The sequence below is a fragment of the Acidisoma sp. L85 genome (assembly GCF_009765865.1).
In the GTDB taxonomy this organism is placed as follows: domain Bacteria; phylum Pseudomonadota; class Alphaproteobacteria; order Acetobacterales; family Acetobacteraceae; genus Acidisoma.
The window spans coordinates 151,100-170,322 of sequence record NZ_LMUQ01000049.1 but is presented as its reverse complement, the minus strand read 5'-3'; the positions used below and the strand labels follow the sequence as shown (position 1 = coordinate 170,322).

Here is a 19,223-nt window from a genome sequence, read left to right as displayed (position 1 = left end):
ACTCAGGCGGCGACGGCCGCGGCACCGCTCCAGGCAATCGGCAAAGGCGAAGGCACGCTCAACATCGTCGCTTGGGAAGGCTATGCGCAAGATGATTGGGTGAAGCCTTTCACCGCCGCGACCGGCTGCGTCGTCCATCGCAAATATGCCGGCTCGTCGGACGAGATGGTGGCGCTCATGCGGTCGGGCGGCGGCAACCAATATGACCTCGTTTCGGCCTCAGGCGATGCGACGCTGCGGCTGATCTATGGGCATAATGTGCAGCCGATCAATCTGGCGCTGATCCCCGCCTGGCAACACCTGATTCCCGCTTTGCAAGCGCCCGACTTCAATACGATCAAGGACGTGCATTACGGCGTGTCCTATGAATGGGGGCCGAATGTCCTGATCTACAACACGCAAAAGGTGACGCCGGCGCCAACTTCCTGGTCCGTGCTTTACGATCCGGCCAACGAGGGCCTGGTTTCGGTTCCCGACAATCCCATCCAGATCGCCGATGCGGCACTTTATCTCTCGAAGACGAAGCCCGATCTCGGCATTACCGATCCCTATGAACTCAATCAGTCGCAAATGGATGCTGTTGTGGCGTTGCTTAAGACTCAGCGTCCTCTGGTGCGGAAATATTGGGCGCTGGCGTCCGACCAGATCGACCTCATGAAGAACGGCGACAGCACGATGGGCGCCTCCTGGCCCTACATGACCAACACGTTGCAGGCGGCCAAGGTGCCGGTGGCGGATACGCTGCCGAAGGAGGGCGTCACCGGCTGGGCCGATACCTGGATGGTGTCGTCGAACGCGCCCCATCCCAACTGCGCCTATGAGTGGATCAACTGGGTGACGACACCGGCGGTTCAGGCACAACAGGCGATCTACTTCGGCGAGACGCCGGCCAACACGCTCGCCTGCCCGGAGATGGACAAGCAGCAAGCCGGCTCCTGCGCACAGTATCACGCGAATGCCCCGGCGAGCTATTTCGACCAGATAAAATTCTGGAAAACGCCTCTACGGAACTGCGGCAATGGCAAATCGGACTGCCTGAACTACGGCGAGTGGCAACGCGCCTGGCAGCAGATCAAGGGCTAAACATGCGCGGCCTGTCTCCCCTCCCTGCAAGGGAGGGGCTGGGGGTGGCGCATGTCGCATTCACACGGTCGCATAGGTCCAGAATTTACTTCAAGCCCAGAACAGGATCGCCTCGCGTTTACTCGCCGCTAGGCTAGTCGCCCTACCTGAGAGGGAGTCCACTGGAGTTAGCCCGATGACCGCAATCACCGACCTGCCACCCGTCCTTCGAGAGCGCTTGATGGAACTCGTGAAATCGCCCGAATGGCCCAATAGAACCATTGTTATCAGGCCGATACGGGATCCGCTGGAACTCCACGTTCCTCATAACATCATCGAAGATGCAGAGGCAGCGGTCGCTCAGGCGGGAAAGGACATCGGCAGAGCAATTCCGCCCGAATTGAAGCCCGGAAGAAGCGCTAATTTGTTCGAGGCTGGCGAAAGATTGCCCAGCATGAAACTCATGGCCAGGCACGATGGTAGCCTGGAATTTTGGCAACCATCCTCACTAATGCGACCGGGCGGGCGGGCGACGGTGACAATCACTAGAGATGGTCAGGTGCTTTACTACGGTAAGCGGCCGCCGCTCGTTCTGCTGGATAAGCAGTATTGTGAGTACTACAACACCGTGCACAAATGCCTAAGGTTGCTGACAGAAGGGAACGTCGAAATGGTTCCCGTCCGCGGAAGGGGTGCGTCGCCGAAGCCATGACGACCCTCGCAGCCACCCTCTGGCGTCACCCACGCCTCCGCATCGCGAGCTTGCTCGCGCTGCCCGCGATCTGGTTCGTCGCCTTCTACCTGCTCGCATTGGCGGCGATGTTCGTCTCCTCGCTGCATACTGTGGACGACCTCTCCGGCCAGATCCTGCCCGGCTGGACGCTCGCCAACTTCCGCATTCTGGCGAGCGACTGGACCTACGGCCGTATCGCGCTCCGCACCGTCGGCATCGCGCTTGCCGTCACGATCACCGACGGGCTTCTCGCCTGGCCCTTCGCCTATGTCATGGCGCGGCATGCGAGCCCGCGCTTGCGAGCAATGCTCATGGCGCTGGTGATGCTGCCGCTGTGGTCGAGCTACCTCGCCCGCGTCTATGCCTGGCGCCTCATCCTCGCCCATGACGGCGTGCTCAACTGGGCACTGCATGGCCTAGGTTTGCCGACAGCCTCGATCGGCTATTCCAACTGGGCGATGTGGATCGTCTTCACCTACCTCTGGCTGCCCTTCATGATCCTCCCGCTTTTTGCCGCGCTGGAGCGCATTCCCACGACGCTGTTGGAAGCGTCGAGCGATCTCGGCGCGGCGGGTGGCCGCACGTTCCGGCGGGTCATTGTGCCGCTGGCGCTGCCGGGGCTGGCGGCGGGCGCGATCTTTACCTTCTCGCTCACGCTCGGCGACTACGTGACGCCGCTGCTGGTCGGCGGGCCGAGTTCGGACTTCATCGGCAACGTGGTCTACTCGAATGTCGGCGTCTCCAACAACGTGCCCTTCGCCGCCGCCTTCGCGGTACTGCCGCTGTTGGTGATGGCCGGCTACCTTCTCATCGCGCGCCGCCTCGGCGCCTTCGACGCGTTGTGAGGATCAGCACATGATCGGGCGCGGACTTCTCTGGTTTTCGGTAGTCGTGATCTTGCTGTTCCTGTTTGTGCCGGTCGCGATCATCCTGCTCTACGCCTTCTCGGATTCGAATATCCAGGGCTGGCCGATCGGGGTCTACAGCGTGAAATGGTTCATCGCGACCTGGCATGACGGCGAGGTCCGCGCAGCGCTCTGGCTATCGATAGAGGTCGCGGTGGTCGCGACGATCATTGCTACCGTCTTCGGCACCCTCGCGGCGCTGGCGGTGCAACGCATGCGGGGCTACGGCAACGAGATCGTGTCCTTCGCCGCTGTGTTGCCTATCGCGCTGCCCGGCATCCTCACCGGCATGGCGCTGAACTCCTATTTCGTGCTCTGGGGCATCGGGCTGTCCTTCTGGACCATCGTGATCGGCCACGCGACCTTCTGCACAGTCATCGTATACAACAATGTCGTTGCGCGGCTGCGTCGCCTGCCGCCTTCATGGGTTGAGGCGTCGATGGATCTCGGCGCCGGACCATGGCGCAGCTTCCGTCTGGTCACTCTGCCGATGATCGCGAGCGCGCTCGGCGCCGGCGCATTGCTCGCCTTCGCTTTGTCCTTCGACGAGGTAATCGTCACCACCTTCACCGCTGGCGCTCAGACGACTCTCCCCTTGTGGATCTTCGGCGCGATCCGGCTCGGCCAGCATTTGCCCGAGGTAAACTGCGTGGTTTTCGCCGTGATCGCCCTTACCATCGTGCCAGTGCTGATCGCTCAACGTCTGATGGGCAGTGCCGCGACGCTGCACAAATAGCCGCGCTCAAACCACCCTGCGACTCACCACGCGGTTCCGGCCCGAATTCTTCGCTTCGTACAGCGCCTCATCCGCCGAACCCACAAGTGTCGCTTCGCTATCGGTGCGTCCAGGCTCGTGGTAGCTCAAGCCGATACTGACCGTGACGACACCGGCTTCGCCATTGCCCTCATGCGCCAGCGCCAGCGCCGCGATGCTGGAGCGTATGTTCTCGGCGATCAGGCCGGCGCCCTCGAACTCGGTATCGGGCAATACGACGGCGAACTCCTCGCCGCCATAACGCGCCGCGATGTCGCCGGGCCGCCGGATCGCATCCGTGATGCAGCGGGAAACCAGCCGCAACACGCCGTCCCCCGCCTGATGGCCGTTCTTGTCGTTGTAACGCTTGAAGTTGTCGGCATCGAGGAGCAGCAGCGCGACCGGCCTGTTATTGCGCCGCGCCCGCCGCCATTCCCGCGACAGATGCTCGTCGAAGCCGCGCCGGTTGAGCAGCCCCGTGAGCTGATCAGTGCGCGCGAGTTCGGCCAATTGCCGGTTCGCGGTCAATGCGTCCCGCTCGGCCTCCGTGGTGCGGCGCACCTCACGGACCAGAACGAGGGTCAGGCCGACAATGGTGGCCGAAAGCAGCAGCACTAGGACGCCGATGATGGCGGCGAGCAGCCCGACCCCGCTCGCCAATTCGCTGACGGCGACGCCCACGGCGATCACCAGCCGCAGGTCACCGACCTGTCCGATGCTGTAGCGGCGTAATACGTGGTCGACCCCGGAGCGTCGCTCCCGGTGCACGATATGGGTTCCGGTCGCACCTTCCAGATCGCCGGGCGAAACCACGACCCGTCCGATCGCGTTGCGAAAATGCGGCAACCGAAGAATCAGCGTGCCGCCCTCCGTGAGCAGCACAAGCGATCCTCGACGTCCGAGTGCCAAGCGCCCGAAGGTCGCGTTGAGCGATTGCATCGAAAGCGGCGCGACAACCGCGACGGCGCCACCGCACTGGCCCGGCGCGCAACGCCGGATGAGCGCCAATACCGCGACCGGCGAACCAGGTGGTTTGAAGGGACCGCCAACGGAAAGCCCATCGACCGGAGGACCGACCTCGGCGAGTAGTCGCGGCACCTTCGCCAGGAAGCCCTTGGCCTCCGATGCCGGGCCGGACGAAGCGATCAGCCGGCCGTCCGGCTCGACCACAATCAACCCACCCCCCGGCTGCCCCGACACGCCAGCACGAGGAGCGGCGACAGCGCCGGCGCCATACTGCAGAGCGGTTTGCAGCATACGCAGCTGACCATCGATCTGATCGATTTCCCGCGCGACCGTCTGGCCCGCCAGGATGACCAGATTGCGCGCCATCTGGTCATCCCGCCGCAGTGAATCTTCCCGGTTTTCGAGCATCAGCGCGGTGCAAGCGGCGAACAGCACCACAGCGGCAATGATACTGAGCCCCGCCAAGCCGCCGAAGGATGCGAGCCGGCGCGCCCCGGGCGCGGCTCCGTCGGCGGCCTGGACGCTCATCCCGCGTCCAGGCCCCTAGCTTCGGTCTTTACCGCGCCCAACCGGCGCGGCGGCCTACTGGTCGCGCTCGTCAACGTCCTTCTCGACCTCGATTTCCCCCTCGATAGGATCGTCGTCGTCATCGATATCCGCGGCATCCTCAAGGATCTCATCTTCCTCGACGGCGTCCTCGGTTTCGACTTCCGCGTCGGGCTCCTCGGTGCGAGCCGCGGGAACCACCTTCTTGACCCGCTTGTCCTCGACCGGGTTGCCGCCGCGTTTCAGGCGCGGTTGCTCCGGCGGCTGTTCGGTGCCGCATTTCGGGCAGATCGGCGGTGTCTTGCCGAGATCGTAGAACCGCGCGCCACAGGCCACGCAGGTCCGCTTGGTGCCTAGTTCAGGCTTGGGCATCAGGAGCCTCGTCGGTCGCCGGTTTTGGAAAGGTGGCGCCCTTGCCATCCCACGGAGCCGCTGTCAAACCCGCGCCTTCGTTTTCCTCCGAACCCCGCGCGTTTCCGTGCCAGGCGAGACATGCCGATGGACCAGTCCAACCCCACTCTCGCTGCCAGCGCGAGGCCCGTGATCGCCCGTTCGGGAGGCGTTTTGGCCGGGCGCCTCCGCGTTCCCGGTGACAAATCGATCAGCCACCGCGCTTTGATGTTCGGCGCTTTGGCCGAGGGCGTCACCCGCATCACCGGCCTGCTGGAAGGCGAGGACGTTTTGCGTACTGCCGCCGCGATGCGCGCCCTCGGCGCCGATGCGGTGCGCGAGTCGCAAGGCTCTTGGCGAGTCGAGGGCCAAGGGCGCGGCAAGCTGCGGGAGCCCGCCGACGTGCTCGACATGGGCAATTCCGGCACCGCCGCCCGGCTGATCTGCGGTATCTTGGCGAGCCATCCGATCTTCACGGTGCTTACCGGGGATGCGAGCCTCCGGGGCCGCCCGATGCGCCGGGTCACGGATCCGCTGGCCGCTTGCGGCGCCCGGTTCACCGGTCGCGCCGGTGGCCGGCTGCCGCTCGCCATCGAAGGCGCGGCGGAGGCGAAGCCACTTTCCTACCGCCTCCCTGTCGCCTCAGCACAGGTGAAGTCGGCTGTCCTGCTCGCCGGTCTCAACGCTCCAGGAGAAACTCGGGTGGAGGAGCCCGAAGCCACCCGCGATCATACCGAGAACATGCTCCGCCATTTCGGCGCCGAGCTTCGCGTCGAGATCCAGGGAGCGGGTCGAGTCATCACGCTGACCGGCCGTCCGACTCTACGCGGCGCCGATGTGATGGTGCCGGGCGACCCCTCCTCCGCCGCCTTCCCGCTTGTCGCGGCGCTGCTGGTGCCCGGTTCCGCCGTGACGGTCGAAGGGGTAGGCCTCAACCCGCTGCGCACGGGCCTCTTCGCAGCGCTGCGTGAGATGGGCGCTGACCTGTCCGTGGCGAATGAACGCATCGAGGGCGGCGAGCCCATCGGCGATGTCACGGCGCGAGCAGGCACCTTGCGCGCAGTGGATCTGCCGCCGGAGCGAGCGCCGAGCATGATCGACGAATATCCGGTGCTTGCGGTCGCCGCCGCCTGCGCCACAGGCACCAGCCGCTTCCGCGGCCTCTCGGAGCTGCGCGTCAAGGAAAGCGACCGCCTCACGGCCACGGCGGCGATGCTCCAGGCCAATGGCGTCAAGGTTTCGATCGAGGGCGACGACCTGCTGGTCGTGGGCTCTGGCGGCCCGCCTGAGGGCGGCGGCACTGTGCTGACCCAGATGGACCACCGGCTGGCGATGTCGGGCGTGGTACTGGGCCTGGCGGCTCGCACGACCGTCCGGATTGATGACGTTGCCTTCGTCGATACCAGCTTCCCCGGCTTCGTCGAGCTCATGCGCGGCCTTGGCGCGGATCTCGTCGCGGCATGACGATCACGGTCGCCATCGACGGCCCTGCCGCCTCCGGAAAGGGCACGCTCGCGCGCCAGCTTGCCGCAAGCCTCGGCGTGCCGCATCTCGACACTGGTCTGCTCTACCGCGCGGTCGGACGCCGGGTGCTCGATCGCGGCGAGAATCCTGCGGACGGCGTGGCGGCGACCGCGTCTGCCCGCGCCTTGGTTCGTGAAGACCTCGCACGTGACGACCTACGCGGGCCGGTGGCGGATGCTGCTGCGGCGGCGGTCGCCTCGGAGCCCGGTGTGCGGGCGGCCCTGCTCGACTTCCAGCGCGGCTTCGCCAAAAACGGCGCCGTTCTAGATGGGCGAGACATCGGCACGGTGGTTTTGCCTCAAGCGACGGTCAAATTCTTCGTTACCGCCCGGCTCGAGGTACGCGCGCTGCGCCGCCAGGTCGAGCTTCAACAGCGCGGGACGGTGGCGTCGCTGGACCTCGTTCGCGCCGAGATGGCCGCACGCGACGAAGCCGACCGCAATCGGGCGGCAGCGCCGCTGCGCCCGGCCGAGGACGCCATCCAGCTCGATACCAGCGACCTTTCCGCCGACGAGGCACTGGCGACCGCCAAGCGGCTTATCAAGGCTCGGCTGGCACAACCCGCCGCCGCGAAGGTTTCACGAGGGTAAACCTCGGGTTTTCCTTGACTTGGTGGAATGTGAGCGTATTGCTCCGCCCGCAGATCCACGGGCCGCGCGCCCGGGGCTCTAACGTCGTTCGTTTCATCCGTTCTGAACGACAGCCGATGTGACAAGACCCATACGGTTCGCCCGAATAATGAGCGGACAAGCCGTCCCGACCGGTGGAATCCCCCGCCGCGTGGTGCGCAGACCCAGAAGCGCCAAGGCTCGGCGCCTCGTGCAAGGACAGATACCGCAACATGTCAGCCATTGCCGCCCTCCGCGAACGCGATCCCGCGCTGGAGGAGGATTTTGCTTCGCTTCTCGATGAGACCCTCGGCCGCGACACCGGCTTTGACGGCTCCGTCGTCTCGGGCCGCGTGCTTCGCGTCACCGACGATGCCGTGATCGTCGATGTGGGCCTGAAGAGCGAAGGCCGCGTACCCCTGAAGGAGTTCGGCCCGCCCGGCCAGAAGCCCGAGGTCGCCGAGGGCGATGTCGTCGAGCTTTATGTCGAGCGCTACGAGGACCGTGACGGCACCATCGTGCTCTCGCGCGAGAAGGCCCGCCGCGAGGAGGCCTGGTCGAACCTCGAAAAGGCCCATGCCGCGAACCAGCGGGTCAACGGCACGATCTACAGCCGCGTCAAGGGCGGCTTCACCGTCGATCTCGGCGGCGCCGTGGCCTTCCTGCCGGGCAGCCAGGTCGATATCCGCCCCGTCCGCGACGTCGGCCCGCTCATGGGCACGCCGCAGCCTTTCCAGATTCTCAAGATGGACCGTGCCCGCGGCAACATCGTCGTGTCGCGCCGTGCGGTGCTGGAGGAGACGCGCGCCGAGCAGCGCAGCGAGCTCATCCAGGGCCTCAAGGAAGGCATGATCCTGGACGGCGTGGTCAAGAACATCACCGATTACGGCGCCTTCGTCGATCTCGGTGGCGTGGACGGCCTGCTGCATGTGACCGACATCGCCTGGCGCCGGATCAACCATCCGTCCGAGGCGCTGCAGATCGGCCAGCCCGTCAAGGTGCAGGTCATCCGCTTTAACCAGGAAACCCAGCGCATCAGCCTCGGCATGAAGCAGCTGGAGATCGACCCCTGGGAGGGTGTCGCGGCGAAGTATCCGCCGGGCGCCAAGTTCGCGGGCCGCGTCACCAACATCACCGACTACGGCGCCTTCGTGGAGCTGGAGGCCGGGGTCGAGGGTCTGGTTCATGTCTCCGAAATGTCCTGGACGAAGAAGAACGTCCACCCGGGCAAGATCGTGGCGACCAGCCAGGAAGTCGATGTGCTGGTGCTGGACGTGGATGCCGGCAAACGCCGCATCTCGCTCGGCCTCAAGCAGGTTCAGCGCAACCCCTGGGAGCAGTTCGTCGACGAGCATCCGATCGGCACCGAGGTCGAGGGAGAAATCCGCAACATTACGGAATTCGGTCTCTTCATCGGCATCACCGCGGATATCGACGGCATGGTCCATATGTCCGACCTGTCCTGGGACGAGCAGGGCGAGCAGGCCATTGCCCATTTCGAGAAGGGCCAGGTCATCAAGGCCAAGGTGCTCGACGTCGACGTGGAGAAGGAGCGCATCAGCCTCGGCATCAAGCAGCTGCGTGATGATCCGGCGGCCGGCATCTTCGATCGCGTCCACAAGGGCGATATCGTGACCTGCGTGGTGACGGCGGTTCAGGCCAACGGCATCGAAGTTCAGGTCGACGACCTGCTGACGGGCTTCATCCGTCGCGCCGAACTGGCGCGCGACAAGGGCGACCAGCGCCCCGACCGCTTCGCCGTCGGCGAGAAGGTCGATGCGAAGATCGTCTCGATCGACCGTGCGGCCCGCAAGCTCGCTCTCACCATCCGTGGCAAGGAGATGGATGAGGACAAGCAGGCGGTGCAGGAATACGGCAGCGTGGACTCGGGTGCGTCGCTCGGCGACATCCTGGGCGCCGCGATCCGCCGCCGGAACCAGCAGAGCCAAGACAGCTAAGCTACCGGCTCCCCGAAACGGCCTTCCCCAGAGATGGGGAAGGCCGTTTTTCGTTGTGGGGGGTGCAGGCGCTGCGCGCTCGCGGACGGATGCGTTCACCGACCCTTATTCACGTTCTTCGAAGTCAGGACGTCCGGGCGCGATTAAACGGGCGAGCGGGCGCGCATGCTCTTCACCCTCCTCGCTGCAAGAGAGAGGCTAGGGGTGGGTACTTGCGGCGATAGTGGGCGGCGTTGCCCGTATCAACCCATCCCAAAGCCCTCCCGGGCAGGGGGAGCGAGCTACGTACCGCGGGCGCATAGCTCGCGAGCAGCGCATTTACAGCCGCCTCGTCGCCTTCCCCGCCGATGAGCTGTTAGGCGGCCTCGCCAGTGAGTTGGCCGCCAGGGCAACGAGGTAGAATGACCGGCGCAACCGCAAAGTCTCGCCGCGAACGCCGGCCGACATCGATGTCGGCCGCAGCGCCCAGCATATGCTTGTCGATGGTAATGAGGGTGGAGCGGCCGGCGGATCGCCAAGGCCGATCCCATTCGCGGCCGCGACGACCCCGAAACCGAGGTCCCAGACCTCGTCAGCGATCTTCGCGAACGCACGGCTCATCCTCCGCGAGTGAAACGCACGCGGCGTCACACCCTGGGATGCCGGCCGCAGGCCGGAACTAGGCCTGCGGTTCTTCGGTAGCAGCCGGCTCGCTTGTCGCGGGAGCGTCCTGCTCGGCGCGACGGCGGGCGCGGGCATCTTCCTGCTCGCGCGCCTTCTCTTCTTTGCGGGCCCGTTTCAGACGGTCACGCTCGGCACGCTGCTGGTTGTAGTTCGGCTTCATTGCCAAGGCTTCGACTCTCCTCTCCCTCTTGAGCTTGCCGCTAGCGCGGCTAGCCCGGCGCCATGGTCACGCGCCGGGCCGCCTGGGATCAGGAAGCGCGGAGATTGACCGCCGCCATCTTACCCTTCTGGCCACGCTCGAGATCGAAGCTGACCACCTGGCCCTCGTTCAGGCCGCCGAGCCCGGAACGCTCGACCGCGGAGATGTGCACGAACACATCGGCGGTGCCGTCCTCAGGCTCGATAAATCCGTAACCTTTGGTGGCGTTGAACCACTTAACCTTCCCCTTAGCCATCGGGTCTCTCCTCGCACCGGCAACCCGCAACATGCGGGCCGAAACTACTTTTGCATTGGGAAGGCGCCGGCTGCGCGAGCAGGCCGAAACACGAAAGCCCTTGATGAAAAGCGCCGAGGCGCCCGTATGAACGCTTCCACAAGGGATTGCTAGGTCCAATTGCGCAGAGCCGAACCTGATCGCGCGAATTGCGATGGGTCTATCGGCAAATACGATTTGCTTGCCGCCGAGGCGATGATGTCATCTCCGAAGACGCAACGGCGCCTCCACTGGGCGACCAATGGCGGCGCCCGGACGAGAGCCGGACTAGAGTACGTACAGGAAAGAGGGGTTCATGCAGGATTACGCCAGGATCGCCGCCGCCTTCGATGCTCGCCCGCCTGGCCACTCCCTGCCCCGCTCGCTCTACCTGGATGAGGAGGTCTTCACCTTCGACCAAGTCGCGTTATTCCGGCGCGCCTGGATGCATGTCGGCTTCGAGATCGAGTTCCCCGCGACCGGCAGTTACCAGTCGATCAAGATCGGGGACGCGCCGGTTATTCTCATCCGCGACCGCTCCGGCCAAATCCGTGGCTTCCACAATACCTGTCGTCATCGGGGCGCGGAGCTCTGCCCCGAGGGTTCGGGCAAGGCGGCGCGGCTTGTTTGCCCCTATCATCAATGGACCTACGACCTCGCTGGCAAGCTCATCTTCGCCGGCCGCATGCAGGACGGCTTCGACCCGGCCCAGCACGGGCTGCGGCCGATCCATGTCGAGACCGTCGCCGGAACCGTTTACGCCTGCCTCGCCGAGACCCCGCCGGATTTCGAGCCCTATCGCCGCGCGGTCGGCCCCATGCTGGCGGTGCACAACTTCCAGAACGCCAAGGTCGTCCACACGGCGACACTGCTGGAACGGGCCAACTGGAAGTTGGTGATGGAGAATGCGCGCGAGTGCTACCACTGCGCGGGCCGCCACCCCGAGCTCGCGATCACCTTCCCGATCTTCGCCAAGGGCAATTTCGAGACGATCAGCGAGCATGAAGCGAATTTCGACCGCCGCATGCTTCAGCTTGTCCTGCCGAGCGCTCCGGCCGAGGGCGCTTGGTGGCAAGCCGCCCGCTTTCCGCTCAATGAGGGCGCGGTGTCGATGACCATGGATGGCAGCCGGGGCGTCGCCAAGCTCATGTGCCCGACTGGCGATGGCGATATCGGCAGCCTGCGCTGGGCGCTTGAACCGAACAGCTTCGCCCACTCCACCGGCGACTTCACCTTCACCTTCTACTGCCAACCCATCAACGCGCGGGAAACCTTGGTGATCGGCAAGTGGCTGGTCCACAAGGATGCCGTCGAGGGAGTGGACTACGACCTCGCCAAGCTCGTCGAGCTTTGGGACACCACCAATCTGCAGGACCGCGACCTCTGCGAACTCAACCAGCGCGGCGTCAACTCACCCGCCTATACGCCTGGCCCCTATTCCGAGATATCGGAAGCCCTGGTGCATCGCTTCACCGACTACTACTGCGCGACCGCGCGCGCTTTCCTCGACGAACAGCAGGCGGCCCGGACGCCGACCAGCAGCGCCGCTATCGCCGCCTGACTTGGTTGGATACCGCTTTGCGCCTGACCCAGCCTCTTCGTCATGCCACATGGAAGCGATGAGCGTTTCTGGATTCTGGCGCGGCGGCGAGGACCGGCTGCGCTGCCTCGACATATCGGACGAGGCGCCAGGGGTGAAGACCTTCCGCATGGCCCCGGAATCCGGTGCCTTCGTCCACTTCTATGCCGGCCAGTTCGTCACGCTCGAACTACCTCTGCCGAGCGGCCCCGTCTGGCGCTGTTTCACGATCGCCTCCTCTCCGGAGCAACATGATTCGATCTCGATCACCAACAAACGGCAGGACGGCACAAGCGCGGAAAGCGGCGGCACCGCCTGGATGCATGCGCAGCTCGCGCCCGGCATGCGGTTGAAGGCCATGCCGCCCGCTGGACCCTTTTGCCTTACCGCGCCGCCTGCCCGCCCGCTTCTGCTCGTCTCGGCCGGCAGCGGCGCCACACCGATGGCGGCCATCGCCCGCTGGATGCGCGACATCACAGACCGCACACCGGTTCACTACGTCCATCTCGGCCGCACCCAAGCCGACTGGCTGTTCAAGCCTGAGATCGAGGCCATCGCCGCTGAGCTCGGCACCTGGAAGCTGGACTGGCTCGCAACCGGCGGCGCCACCCGGCCCGATGCCGCCGCCTTCGCCGCCATGTCGCCAGATCTAGCCATCCGAGAAGTCTTTTGCTGCGGCCCCGTCGGCTTCATGGCGGCGGTCGAACAGGCCCACGCCGCGGCCGGCGGGCCGGCTGGCGCTTTCCGCAAGGAAGCCTTCACCGCCGTCCCGATCCCCGAACTGACCGGCACACCCGCCGCGCCCTCAGCCCGAACCACCGCGAGCGGCCGCCACCGCCTCCGCTTCGAACCCTCCGGCAAGGAAGCGGAAGCGGGACCCGAGGAGACTTTGCTCGCCGTTGCCACCCGACTCGGCCTTGCCATCCCCTATGCCTGCGGGGAAGGTATCTGCGGCACCTGCCGTATCCGCCGCATCAGCGGTGAGGTCGAGATGAAGGACCAGGGCGGCATCGAGGAAGACGAGATCGCGGCTGGCGAGATCCTCGCCTGCTGCTCCTACGCCCGATCGAACCTGACGCTGGAGATGCTGTGATGGCGGGATTGCCCGAGACCGACCGCCGGCTGAGCCTCGAAACCCTCGCGGTCGGCGCGGGCTATGATCCGGCCGAGCATGGCGGCGCCGCCAAGCCGCCGATCTACATGACCTCGACCTTCGTCTATCCCTCCGCCGCGAATGCGAAAGAGGTCCACCGTGCCTTCTTTGATGGCGCGGTGCCGGAGCGTGGCGCGCCTGGCTTCATCTATGCCCGTCTGGACCACCCCAATCTCGTCATGGCGCAAGCCCGCGTCGCGGCCCTGGATGGCGCCGAGGATGCCGCGCTGTTTTCTTCCGGCATGGCGGCGATTTCGACGCTCGCGCTGAACTTCCTGCGTCCTGGCGATACCGTGATGCACAGCCGGCCGATCTATGGCGGCACCGACATGCTGCTGCACACCCATCTCAACGAAATGGGTATCACGCCCTTCGGATTCACGGATGGCACGGACGAGGCGCATCTCACCGAGATCGCGAACGCCGCGACGGCGCGTGGCCCGCTTGCTTTGATCATGGTGGAGACCCCAACCAACCCAATCGGCACCATCGCCGATATCGCCCTTATCGCCCGCCTTGCCGACCGTATCGCGCTGACCCAGGGGCGGCGGCCGATCGTGTCGGTCGACAACACCTTCCTCGGCCCATTCCTGCAGTCGCCGCTGGAGCAAGGCGCCGATCTCTGTGTCACCTCACTCACGAAATATGCTGGTGGGCACAGCGACTTCCTCGCCGGAAGCGTGAGCGGATCGGCCGCTCTCGTGGGCCAACTCAAAAAGCTGCGGACCCTGCTCGGTTGTCATTGCGATCCCCATAGCTGCTGGATGCTGCTCCGGTCCGTCGAAACCATGTCGCTGCGAACCGAGCGCGCGGGGCGGAATGCGCGCGTTGTGGCGGAGTATCTGCGCGACCATCCGAAGATCGCCGGCATCACCTATCTCGGTTTCCTTGAGGAGGGTATGCCCGACCGCGCGGTCTTCGATCGGCAATGCGGCGGCGCGGGCTCGACCTTTTCGTTCAGCACACGCGGCGATGAGGCGGCGGCTTCCCGCTTCCTCGACCGCCTGAAATTGCTGCGCTTCGCGGTCAGCTTGGGCGGCACCGAAACGCTCATCTGTCACCCGGCGACGACGACGCATTACGCGGTGCCAGAAGCACTGCGTGCCGAGGTCGGCATCGGCCCCGCCACGATGCGCGTCTCCATCGGCATCGAGAATGCCGATGACCTGATCGCCGACCTCGAACAAGCCTTGGAGGCCGTCTGATGGAAGATGAAGCGCCCCGTCACGACGAGGACGGCACAGATTTCCACGCCATCGGCGCCAAGCATGCGGCGGTCGCGGAGAGCGTCGAGCTACTGGTGATCGGCGCGGGTGAAGCGGGCCTCGCCGCCGCCATCGAGGCCGCCCGCGCGGGCGTGCAAGTGATGCTGGTCGATGAGAACCCGCTAGGCGCGGGTCTCGTCGGCATGGATGTGCCGTTGCTCTTCGGCAACCGCTGGACAGCCGCCGTGCAGAATCAGGGCCGCATGACGGAGCAATTGCTGGCGACGAATCCGGGTCTTGAGGAAGCCTTCGAGCTTGGCGTCGATGTGCGGCTCGGCACTTATGCCTGGGGCGCCTTTGTGGCCGGTCCGAACCTGAAATCGCTTCCCGGACCGGCTGTGGGCTTGGCGGATGAGGCACGCTCCTGGCTCTGCGGTTTCAAACATCTAATCATTGCGACTGGCGCGCGTGACCTCGTCTACAGCTTCGCCGGTTTCGAGACGCCGGGGGTGATCGGCGCGCTGGGATTCTCCAGCCTCCTTACCCGTTACGAGGCGTTTAACGGCCACCGCCTCGTCATCCTCGGCTCAGGCGACCTCGCGGTGCAGACCGCGACGCTCGCGTTCAATCGCGGCCTCGAGGTCGCGGCGCTGGTTGAGGTGCGAAGCGCGCCGCAAGCCGACGTCTCCGCACTTGTCGCGCGCGGCGTGGAAGTCATTACGGGCCACGCAATTCAGGAAGCACGCGGCACAGCCGAGGGCGTAGCCAGCGCCATACTCGCCGATGTCGGCAGCGGCAATCAGCGGGCCGTCAGCTGCGACACGATCGTATTGGCGATCGGCGCAGTTCCCGTGGTGGAGCTTGCCGACGTGGCAGGCGCCCGTCTCCGCCGCAGTGATGCCGGGGCCTATGTGCCGACCGTGGAAAACGCACCCGATGGCGTCTTCTTTGCCGGCGACTGCGCTGGGTTGGGCGGTGACGCCGCCGTAGATGGCCGCGTCATCGCGCGGAGCGTAATGCGCTCGCTCGGCCACGAGGTGACCGCAGCCGAACCGTCAGTCCGCACGCCGTTGGCGCCGGCCGACACCGACGCCTATCACATGGAGTGGATGCGCGCGCTCATCGCCGCTGGCGGGCTCGATGTCGTGGCCTGTTCCTGCGAGGAGGTGACGCGGCGCGACGTGCTCACGGTGCAACCACCGCGCTACCTCGGCGCGCCAATCGATCGCCGCGATATCTCGACACTCACGCAAGACGGTCCGGTCAACCAGGATCAGATCAAGCGCCTCACACGTGCCTGCATGGGTCCATGTCAGGCGCGCCGCTGCCGGGAACAGGTGGCGATGCTCCTCGCGATCGGCGCCGATGTGCCGCTCGCCCAGGTCGCACTTGCCGGCTACCGCGCGCCGGTGCGTCCGCTGCCGCTCGGCGTGCTGGCGGCGGCCGATGAATCGCCCGAGATGGCGGAGGGTTGGAACGTGTGGTTCGGCATCCGCAAACAGTGGATTCCCTACGCCGATATCGGCACCGAGCGCGAAATCGACCGCGCCGGCCGCATGATGCATTTCTGAAGGACGCTGCCGTGAGCGACAGAAAAGCGGCCTCCGTCATCATCATCGGCGGCGGAGTGACGGGCCTGAGCGCCGCCTGGTGGCTGGCGCGCGAGGGCGTGGATGTTCTCGTCATCGAGAAGGGCATCGTCGGCTGGGAAGCTTCTGGCCGCAACGGCGGCGGTTGCACGCATTACCAAAGCCCGCTCTTCGACGAGGAGCAGCGGCTATGGCCGCAGATGGATGAGCTGCTCGGCTATCCCACGGAATACCGTCGCGAGCGCGTGATCATCGCGCTGACGCAGGCGCAGCTGGCGCAATATCAGGACCACGGCGATATCTGCAAAGGCATGGGCTACCACTACGACATATTGGACGCGAAGCAGACGCGCTCGCTCGTGCCGCTGGCTGGCGACAACGTTGTCGGAGCCGTGCATTACCGTTTCGGCGGCCAGGCGAATCCACAGCGAACCGTGCAGGCCTACGCCTGGGCGGCGCAGGATCACGGCGCCCGCATCCTCCAGCATACGGCGGTCTCGTCGCTGGTGATGGAAGGCGGCCACATAAAAGCCGTCGAAACCGATCGCGGGCGTTTTGACTGCGACCATCTGGTACTCGCCGCCGGGCCACAGACAGCAGCTTTGTTGGAGACAATCGGCATTTACCTGCCCATGGCTCCGGCTCGGGCGGAGATGATCGTGACCGAGCCCCTGCCGCTCATGGCGATCGGCGGTGTCGATGGCAACGGACTCTACGGACGGCAGACGCTACGCGGCAATCTCGCCTATGGCGGCGGCCCGCATGAATGGCTGGAAGATACGCCTGCGATCGGCGGCAGCACCGCCCGCCCCTCCACGCAACTACTGCAGAACTTGTCGAAACGCCTGGTCGAACTGTTTCCCAAAGCCGCGCATGTGCGCGTGATCCGCAGTTGGGCCGGCATCATCGAAAACACGCCGGATGGCCGCCCAGTAATCGAGCGTCTGCGCGAACCCGACAATCTTATTGTGACAACGATGAGCAGCGTCGGCTTTGGCCTTTCCCCGGCGACCGGCCACGCGATTCGTGATCTTGTGATGGAGGGCCGCTGCAGCTTCGCCGACATCGACAAGCTCGGCCTGGACCGCTTCTCCAACCTGCCACGTGACTGGCGCGAAAGGCAGGGATGGGTGCCATCGGGAGTATCGGCGGCAACGACCACGCAACGGAACGCGGCTATACTCTAGCCAGCTGCTATGCTTTGGATCTCACCTCGACGGGGGCCGGGTCGCGGAACTGGATGCCTCCTGTTCTGCAAATACAGCGCCAGGATGTGTTTGAGACCTTCGTACAATGAGCTTTCGCTCCTGCTTCTATTCGGCCGATAGAGCGCTCCCAGCATGCGCTTGAGCGGCGGCGAGAGCTTCTCCCGGCTGAGGAAATTCTGCATCGCGAGGATCTGTTGTTCCCTGGGAAGCCGCGCCGCATCTACCGCCGGCGTGAAATGTCCATCTTCGTTACCGTTGCATTCGGGCTGCCGGAAATAACTCACAACGTGATGAAGGCGCATGTCGTTCATGGCTAGCCCTGAGTGAGGTTAAAGCTTGCCTGACCAATCGTTGATACCGTCTGAATCGTCCCTGGAGATCGCCATGACTGCTCGCGGAAAAATCCTCATCGTCGGTGCTGGCATCGCGGGTCTCGCCACTGCTTGGGCATTGACGCGGCGCGGCTACGCCGTGGAGGTCTTTGAGCAGGGGCCGATCCCAAATCCCAAAGCCTCCTCCTGGGACGAACACCGCATCACCCGCCACGCCTATGGCGAATGGGAAGGCTATGCGGCGCTCATGCCCGAGGCTTTCCGGATGTGGGACCAGATCTGGCGTGATATCGGTGCCACCCATTACGACCCCTGTGGCGCAGTCTATTTCATGCGTGGCGACAATCCCTGGTACCCCAGCACGTCCCGCTCCCTGACCGAGATGAACATCGGCTACCGCGACATTCCCCTCGCGCGCGCCGCCGCCCGCTTCCCCATGCTCAACCTCGAGACCGTCACGCGGATCGTGGAAACCGATGGCGCCGGGATGCTCTTTCCCGTGCGCATCCTGACGGATCTCGTGGTTCATCTCGCCGGCCGCGGCGTCGTCTTCCACAGCTACAGTCTCGTCAGTGAAATCGACCCCGAGCGAGCGACTGTCACCAGCGATGGCCGTGTCTTCGGCGGCGATCGCGTCGTCATGGCGGCCGGCGCCTGGAACGACCGGCTGGTTCCGAGTTTACGGCCGGAAGCGGTACCGTCCCGGCAAGCGGTCATGTTCCTCGCCCCGCCGTCCGACCTCGCCCATGCCTGGTCCGAGGCGCCCGTGATGGCCGATATCGGCGACGAGAGCAGTTGCTACATGCTACCTCCCCGGCGCGGCACGCGGCTCAAGATCGGCGACCACGTCTTCACGCGCCGTGGCGATGCGGATGAAGATCGCACCGCGACCGATCAGGATGTCGCCCGGCTGATGCGCGTGCTTCCCCTCGCGATCCACGATTTCGACCGCTACATGGTCCTGGAGCGCAAAGCCTGCTTCTATACGGTGACCGAGGACGAGCACTTCGTGCAGCGTGCCGTCGGCGCGCGCGGCTGGATCATCAGTGCCTGCTCCGGCCATGGCTTCAAGCTCGGCCCGCTGACCGGTGAATTCGCCGCGCAGGCGCTGAGCGGCGAACGTCCGGAGGCGCAGATCACGCGGCTCGCCGCCGGGCTGGAGACCGTGTAGGCGCGACTACTGCGTGAACTTGATGACCATTACGTCACCGCCGAGGCTTAACATCAGCCCTTCCCGCTTCGCGCGCAGATGGAGGACCACGCCCTTTTCGTTCTTCAGCCACATGTCGCCGCCGCTCATATCTCCAAGAGCGTAGCCATAGCGGCCTTGCCCATAAGAGCCGGCGAATTGCGCGACGGTCTGGAGCCCATAGACGTCGCCAGTCGCCTCGATACTCGAGGCGCCGATGCCGCCAATTCCCACGCCACCGATGTCGAAGGGATAGCTCTGACCATTGAAGAAGAGCGTCCCAGCGCCGCCACTCGCGCTGCCGATATAGGCGGCCTGGACCTGGTGCATCTCCACGGTGCCGACCGGGCTCATGCCCTCCACGGTTTGCGGACCGGCACCAGACT

General features: G+C 65.2%; 19 protein-coding genes. 13 read left to right on the top strand and 6 right to left on the bottom strand.

The annotated features are described in order from the left end of the window. From GSQ83_RS14970 to GSQ83_RS14955, 4 genes are all read left to right on the top strand, one after another. The coding region (locus GSQ83_RS14970; RefSeq protein WP_158803661.1) for an ABC transporter substrate-binding protein at positions 1-1,083 on the top strand (1,083 nt) is incomplete at its 5' end. Between the two features lie 175 nt (positions 1,084-1,258). Beyond that, entirely contained in the window at positions 1,259-1,774 is a 516-nt protein-coding gene (locus GSQ83_RS14965; RefSeq protein WP_158803660.1) for a hypothetical protein, read from the top strand. Further along, positions 1,771-2,640, top strand: coding sequence for an ABC transporter permease (locus GSQ83_RS14960; protein ID WP_158803659.1), 870 nt, complete (start codon positions 1,771-1,773; stop codon positions 2,638-2,640). Before GSQ83_RS14965 ends, GSQ83_RS14960 begins: the two co-directional genes overlap by 4 nt. Positions 2,641-2,650: 10 nt before the next feature. Then, on the top strand, positions 2,651-3,436 hold the full coding sequence (locus tag GSQ83_RS14955; RefSeq protein WP_158803658.1) for an ABC transporter permease: 786 nt from the start codon (positions 2,651-2,653) through the stop codon (positions 3,434-3,436). Between the two features lie 6 nt (positions 3,437-3,442). On the opposite strand, the gene GSQ83_RS14950 is transcribed toward GSQ83_RS14955, so the two are convergent. Then, positions 3,443-4,948 (bottom strand): diguanylate cyclase domain-containing protein, encoded by a 1,506-nt coding sequence (locus GSQ83_RS14950; RefSeq protein ID WP_158803657.1) that lies wholly within the window; start codon positions 4,946-4,948, stop codon positions 3,443-3,445. Between the two features lie 54 nt (positions 4,949-5,002). Beyond that, on the bottom strand, positions 5,003-5,338 hold the full coding sequence (locus tag GSQ83_RS14945) for a TIGR02300 family protein (RefSeq protein ID WP_158803656.1): 336 nt from the start codon (positions 5,336-5,338) through the stop codon (positions 5,003-5,005). A 126-nt stretch (positions 5,339-5,464) separates the two neighbouring features. Here GSQ83_RS14945 and aroA point away from each other — a divergent pair, with 126 nt between their 5' ends. From aroA to rpsA, 3 genes are all read left to right on the top strand, one after another. Then, positions 5,465-6,820, top strand: a complete 1,356-nt coding sequence (gene aroA / locus GSQ83_RS14940) for a 3-phosphoshikimate 1-carboxyvinyltransferase (RefSeq protein ID WP_158803655.1) — start codon at positions 5,465-5,467, stop codon at positions 6,818-6,820. Then, entirely contained in the window at positions 6,817-7,470 is a 654-nt protein-coding gene (cmk, locus tag GSQ83_RS14935; RefSeq protein ID WP_158803654.1) for a (d)CMP kinase, read from the top strand. Before aroA ends, cmk begins: the two co-directional genes overlap by 4 nt. A gap of 251 nt (positions 7,471-7,721) precedes the next feature. Further along, positions 7,722-9,446 (top strand): 30S ribosomal protein S1, encoded by a 1,725-nt coding sequence (gene rpsA, locus GSQ83_RS14930; protein WP_158803653.1) that lies wholly within the window; start codon positions 7,722-7,724, stop codon positions 9,444-9,446. A 658-nt stretch (positions 9,447-10,104) separates the two neighbouring features. On the opposite strand, the gene GSQ83_RS29645 is transcribed toward rpsA, so the two are convergent. Both GSQ83_RS29645 and GSQ83_RS14925 read right to left on the bottom strand, forming a co-directional pair. Further along, positions 10,105-10,269: a hypothetical protein gene (locus tag GSQ83_RS29645; protein ID WP_174246666.1), complete on the bottom strand. Its 165-nt coding sequence runs from the start codon at positions 10,267-10,269 to the stop codon at positions 10,105-10,107. Positions 10,270-10,357: 88 nt separating this feature from the next. Continuing rightward, positions 10,358-10,564, bottom strand: a complete 207-nt coding sequence (locus tag GSQ83_RS14925) for a cold-shock protein (protein WP_158803652.1) — start codon at positions 10,562-10,564, stop codon at positions 10,358-10,360. Positions 10,565-10,898: 334 nt separating this feature from the next. On the opposite strand from GSQ83_RS14925, the gene GSQ83_RS14920 reads away from it, so the two are divergent. From GSQ83_RS14920 to GSQ83_RS14900, 5 genes are read left to right on the top strand one after another with little or no spacing between them, the layout of a single operon-like run. Beyond that, positions 10,899-12,143 carry an SRPBCC family protein gene (locus GSQ83_RS14920; protein ID WP_158803651.1) on the top strand — a complete coding sequence of 415 codons (1,245 nt, stop codon included), beginning with the start codon at positions 10,899-10,901 and terminating at the stop codon, positions 12,141-12,143. Between the two features lie 58 nt (positions 12,144-12,201). Next, positions 12,202-13,254 carry a flavin reductase family protein gene (locus tag GSQ83_RS14915; protein WP_158803650.1) on the top strand — a complete coding sequence of 351 codons (1,053 nt, stop codon included), beginning with the start codon at positions 12,202-12,204 and terminating at the stop codon, positions 13,252-13,254. Next, positions 13,254-14,519, top strand: coding sequence for a cystathionine gamma-synthase family protein (locus GSQ83_RS14910; protein ID WP_158803649.1), 1,266 nt, complete (start codon positions 13,254-13,256; stop codon positions 14,517-14,519). Before GSQ83_RS14915 ends, GSQ83_RS14910 begins: the two co-directional genes overlap by 1 nt. Then, positions 14,519-16,090 carry an FAD-dependent oxidoreductase gene (locus GSQ83_RS14905; RefSeq protein ID WP_158803648.1) on the top strand — a complete coding sequence of 524 codons (1,572 nt, stop codon included), beginning with the start codon at positions 14,519-14,521 and terminating at the stop codon, positions 16,088-16,090. Before GSQ83_RS14910 ends, GSQ83_RS14905 begins: the two co-directional genes overlap by 1 nt. An 11-nt stretch (positions 16,091-16,101) precedes the next feature. Beyond that, positions 16,102-17,295, top strand: coding sequence for an FAD-binding oxidoreductase (locus GSQ83_RS14900; protein ID WP_254065701.1), 1,194 nt, complete (start codon positions 16,102-16,104; stop codon positions 17,293-17,295). Here GSQ83_RS14900 and GSQ83_RS14895 read toward each other — a convergent pair. Then, a complete protein-coding gene (locus GSQ83_RS14895; protein ID WP_158803647.1) occupies positions 17,292-17,627 on the bottom strand; it encodes a hypothetical protein in 336 nt (111 codons plus the stop codon). The two genes, GSQ83_RS14900 and GSQ83_RS14895, sit on opposite strands and share 4 nt — an antisense overlap. Before the next feature lie 73 nt (positions 17,628-17,700). On the opposite strand from GSQ83_RS14895, the gene GSQ83_RS14890 reads away from it, so the two are divergent. Continuing rightward, positions 17,701-18,819, top strand: a complete 1,119-nt coding sequence (locus GSQ83_RS14890; RefSeq protein ID WP_158803646.1) for an FAD-binding oxidoreductase — start codon at positions 17,701-17,703, stop codon at positions 18,817-18,819. 6 nt (positions 18,820-18,825) lie between these two features. Here GSQ83_RS14890 and GSQ83_RS14885 read toward each other — a convergent pair. Continuing rightward, the coding region (locus GSQ83_RS14885) for a hypothetical protein (RefSeq protein WP_216850204.1) at positions 18,826-19,223 on the bottom strand (398 nt) is incomplete at its 5' end.

Excerpts from the sequence above, each read along its gene's own strand:
- GSQ83_RS14915 (WP_158803650.1), top strand. The coding sequence starts at position 12,202 with ATGAGCGTTTCTGGATTCTGGCGCGGCGGCGAGGACCGGCTGCGCTGC.
- GSQ83_RS14955 (WP_158803658.1), top strand. The coding sequence starts at position 2,651 with ATGATCGGGCGCGGACTTCTCTGGTTTTCGGTAGTCGTGATCTTGCTG.
- GSQ83_RS14945 (WP_158803656.1), bottom strand. The coding sequence starts at position 5,338 with ATGCCCAAGCCTGAACTAGGCACCAAGCGGACCTGCGTGGCCTGTGGC.
- GSQ83_RS29645 (WP_174246666.1), bottom strand. The coding sequence starts at position 10,269 with ATGAAGCCGAACTACAACCAGCAGCGTGCCGAGCGTGACCGTCTGAAA.
- GSQ83_RS14890 (WP_158803646.1), top strand. The coding sequence starts at position 17,701 with ATGACTGCTCGCGGAAAAATCCTCATCGTCGGTGCTGGCATCGCGGGT.
- aroA (WP_158803655.1), top strand. The coding sequence starts at position 5,465 with ATGGACCAGTCCAACCCCACTCTCGCTGCCAGCGCGAGGCCCGTGATC.
- GSQ83_RS14960 (WP_158803659.1), top strand. The coding sequence starts at position 1,771 with ATGACGACCCTCGCAGCCACCCTCTGGCGTCACCCACGCCTCCGCATC.
- GSQ83_RS14920 (WP_158803651.1), top strand. The coding sequence starts at position 10,899 with ATGCAGGATTACGCCAGGATCGCCGCCGCCTTCGATGCTCGCCCGCCT.
- cmk (WP_158803654.1), top strand. The coding sequence starts at position 6,817 with ATGACGATCACGGTCGCCATCGACGGCCCTGCCGCCTCCGGAAAGGGC.
- GSQ83_RS14925 (WP_158803652.1), bottom strand. The coding sequence starts at position 10,564 with ATGGCTAAGGGGAAGGTTAAGTGGTTCAACGCCACCAAAGGTTACGGA.
- GSQ83_RS14910 (WP_158803649.1), top strand. The coding sequence starts at position 13,254 with ATGGCGGGATTGCCCGAGACCGACCGCCGGCTGAGCCTCGAAACCCTC.
- GSQ83_RS14950 (WP_158803657.1), bottom strand. The coding sequence starts at position 4,948 with ATGAGCGTCCAGGCCGCCGACGGAGCCGCGCCCGGGGCGCGCCGGCTC.
- GSQ83_RS14905 (WP_158803648.1), top strand. The coding sequence starts at position 14,519 with ATGGAAGATGAAGCGCCCCGTCACGACGAGGACGGCACAGATTTCCAC.
- GSQ83_RS14965 (WP_158803660.1), top strand. The coding sequence starts at position 1,259 with ATGACCGCAATCACCGACCTGCCACCCGTCCTTCGAGAGCGCTTGATG.
- GSQ83_RS14895 (WP_158803647.1), bottom strand. The coding sequence starts at position 17,627 with ATGAACGACATGCGCCTTCATCACGTTGTGAGTTATTTCCGGCAGCCC.
- rpsA (WP_158803653.1), top strand. The coding sequence starts at position 7,722 with ATGTCAGCCATTGCCGCCCTCCGCGAACGCGATCCCGCGCTGGAGGAG.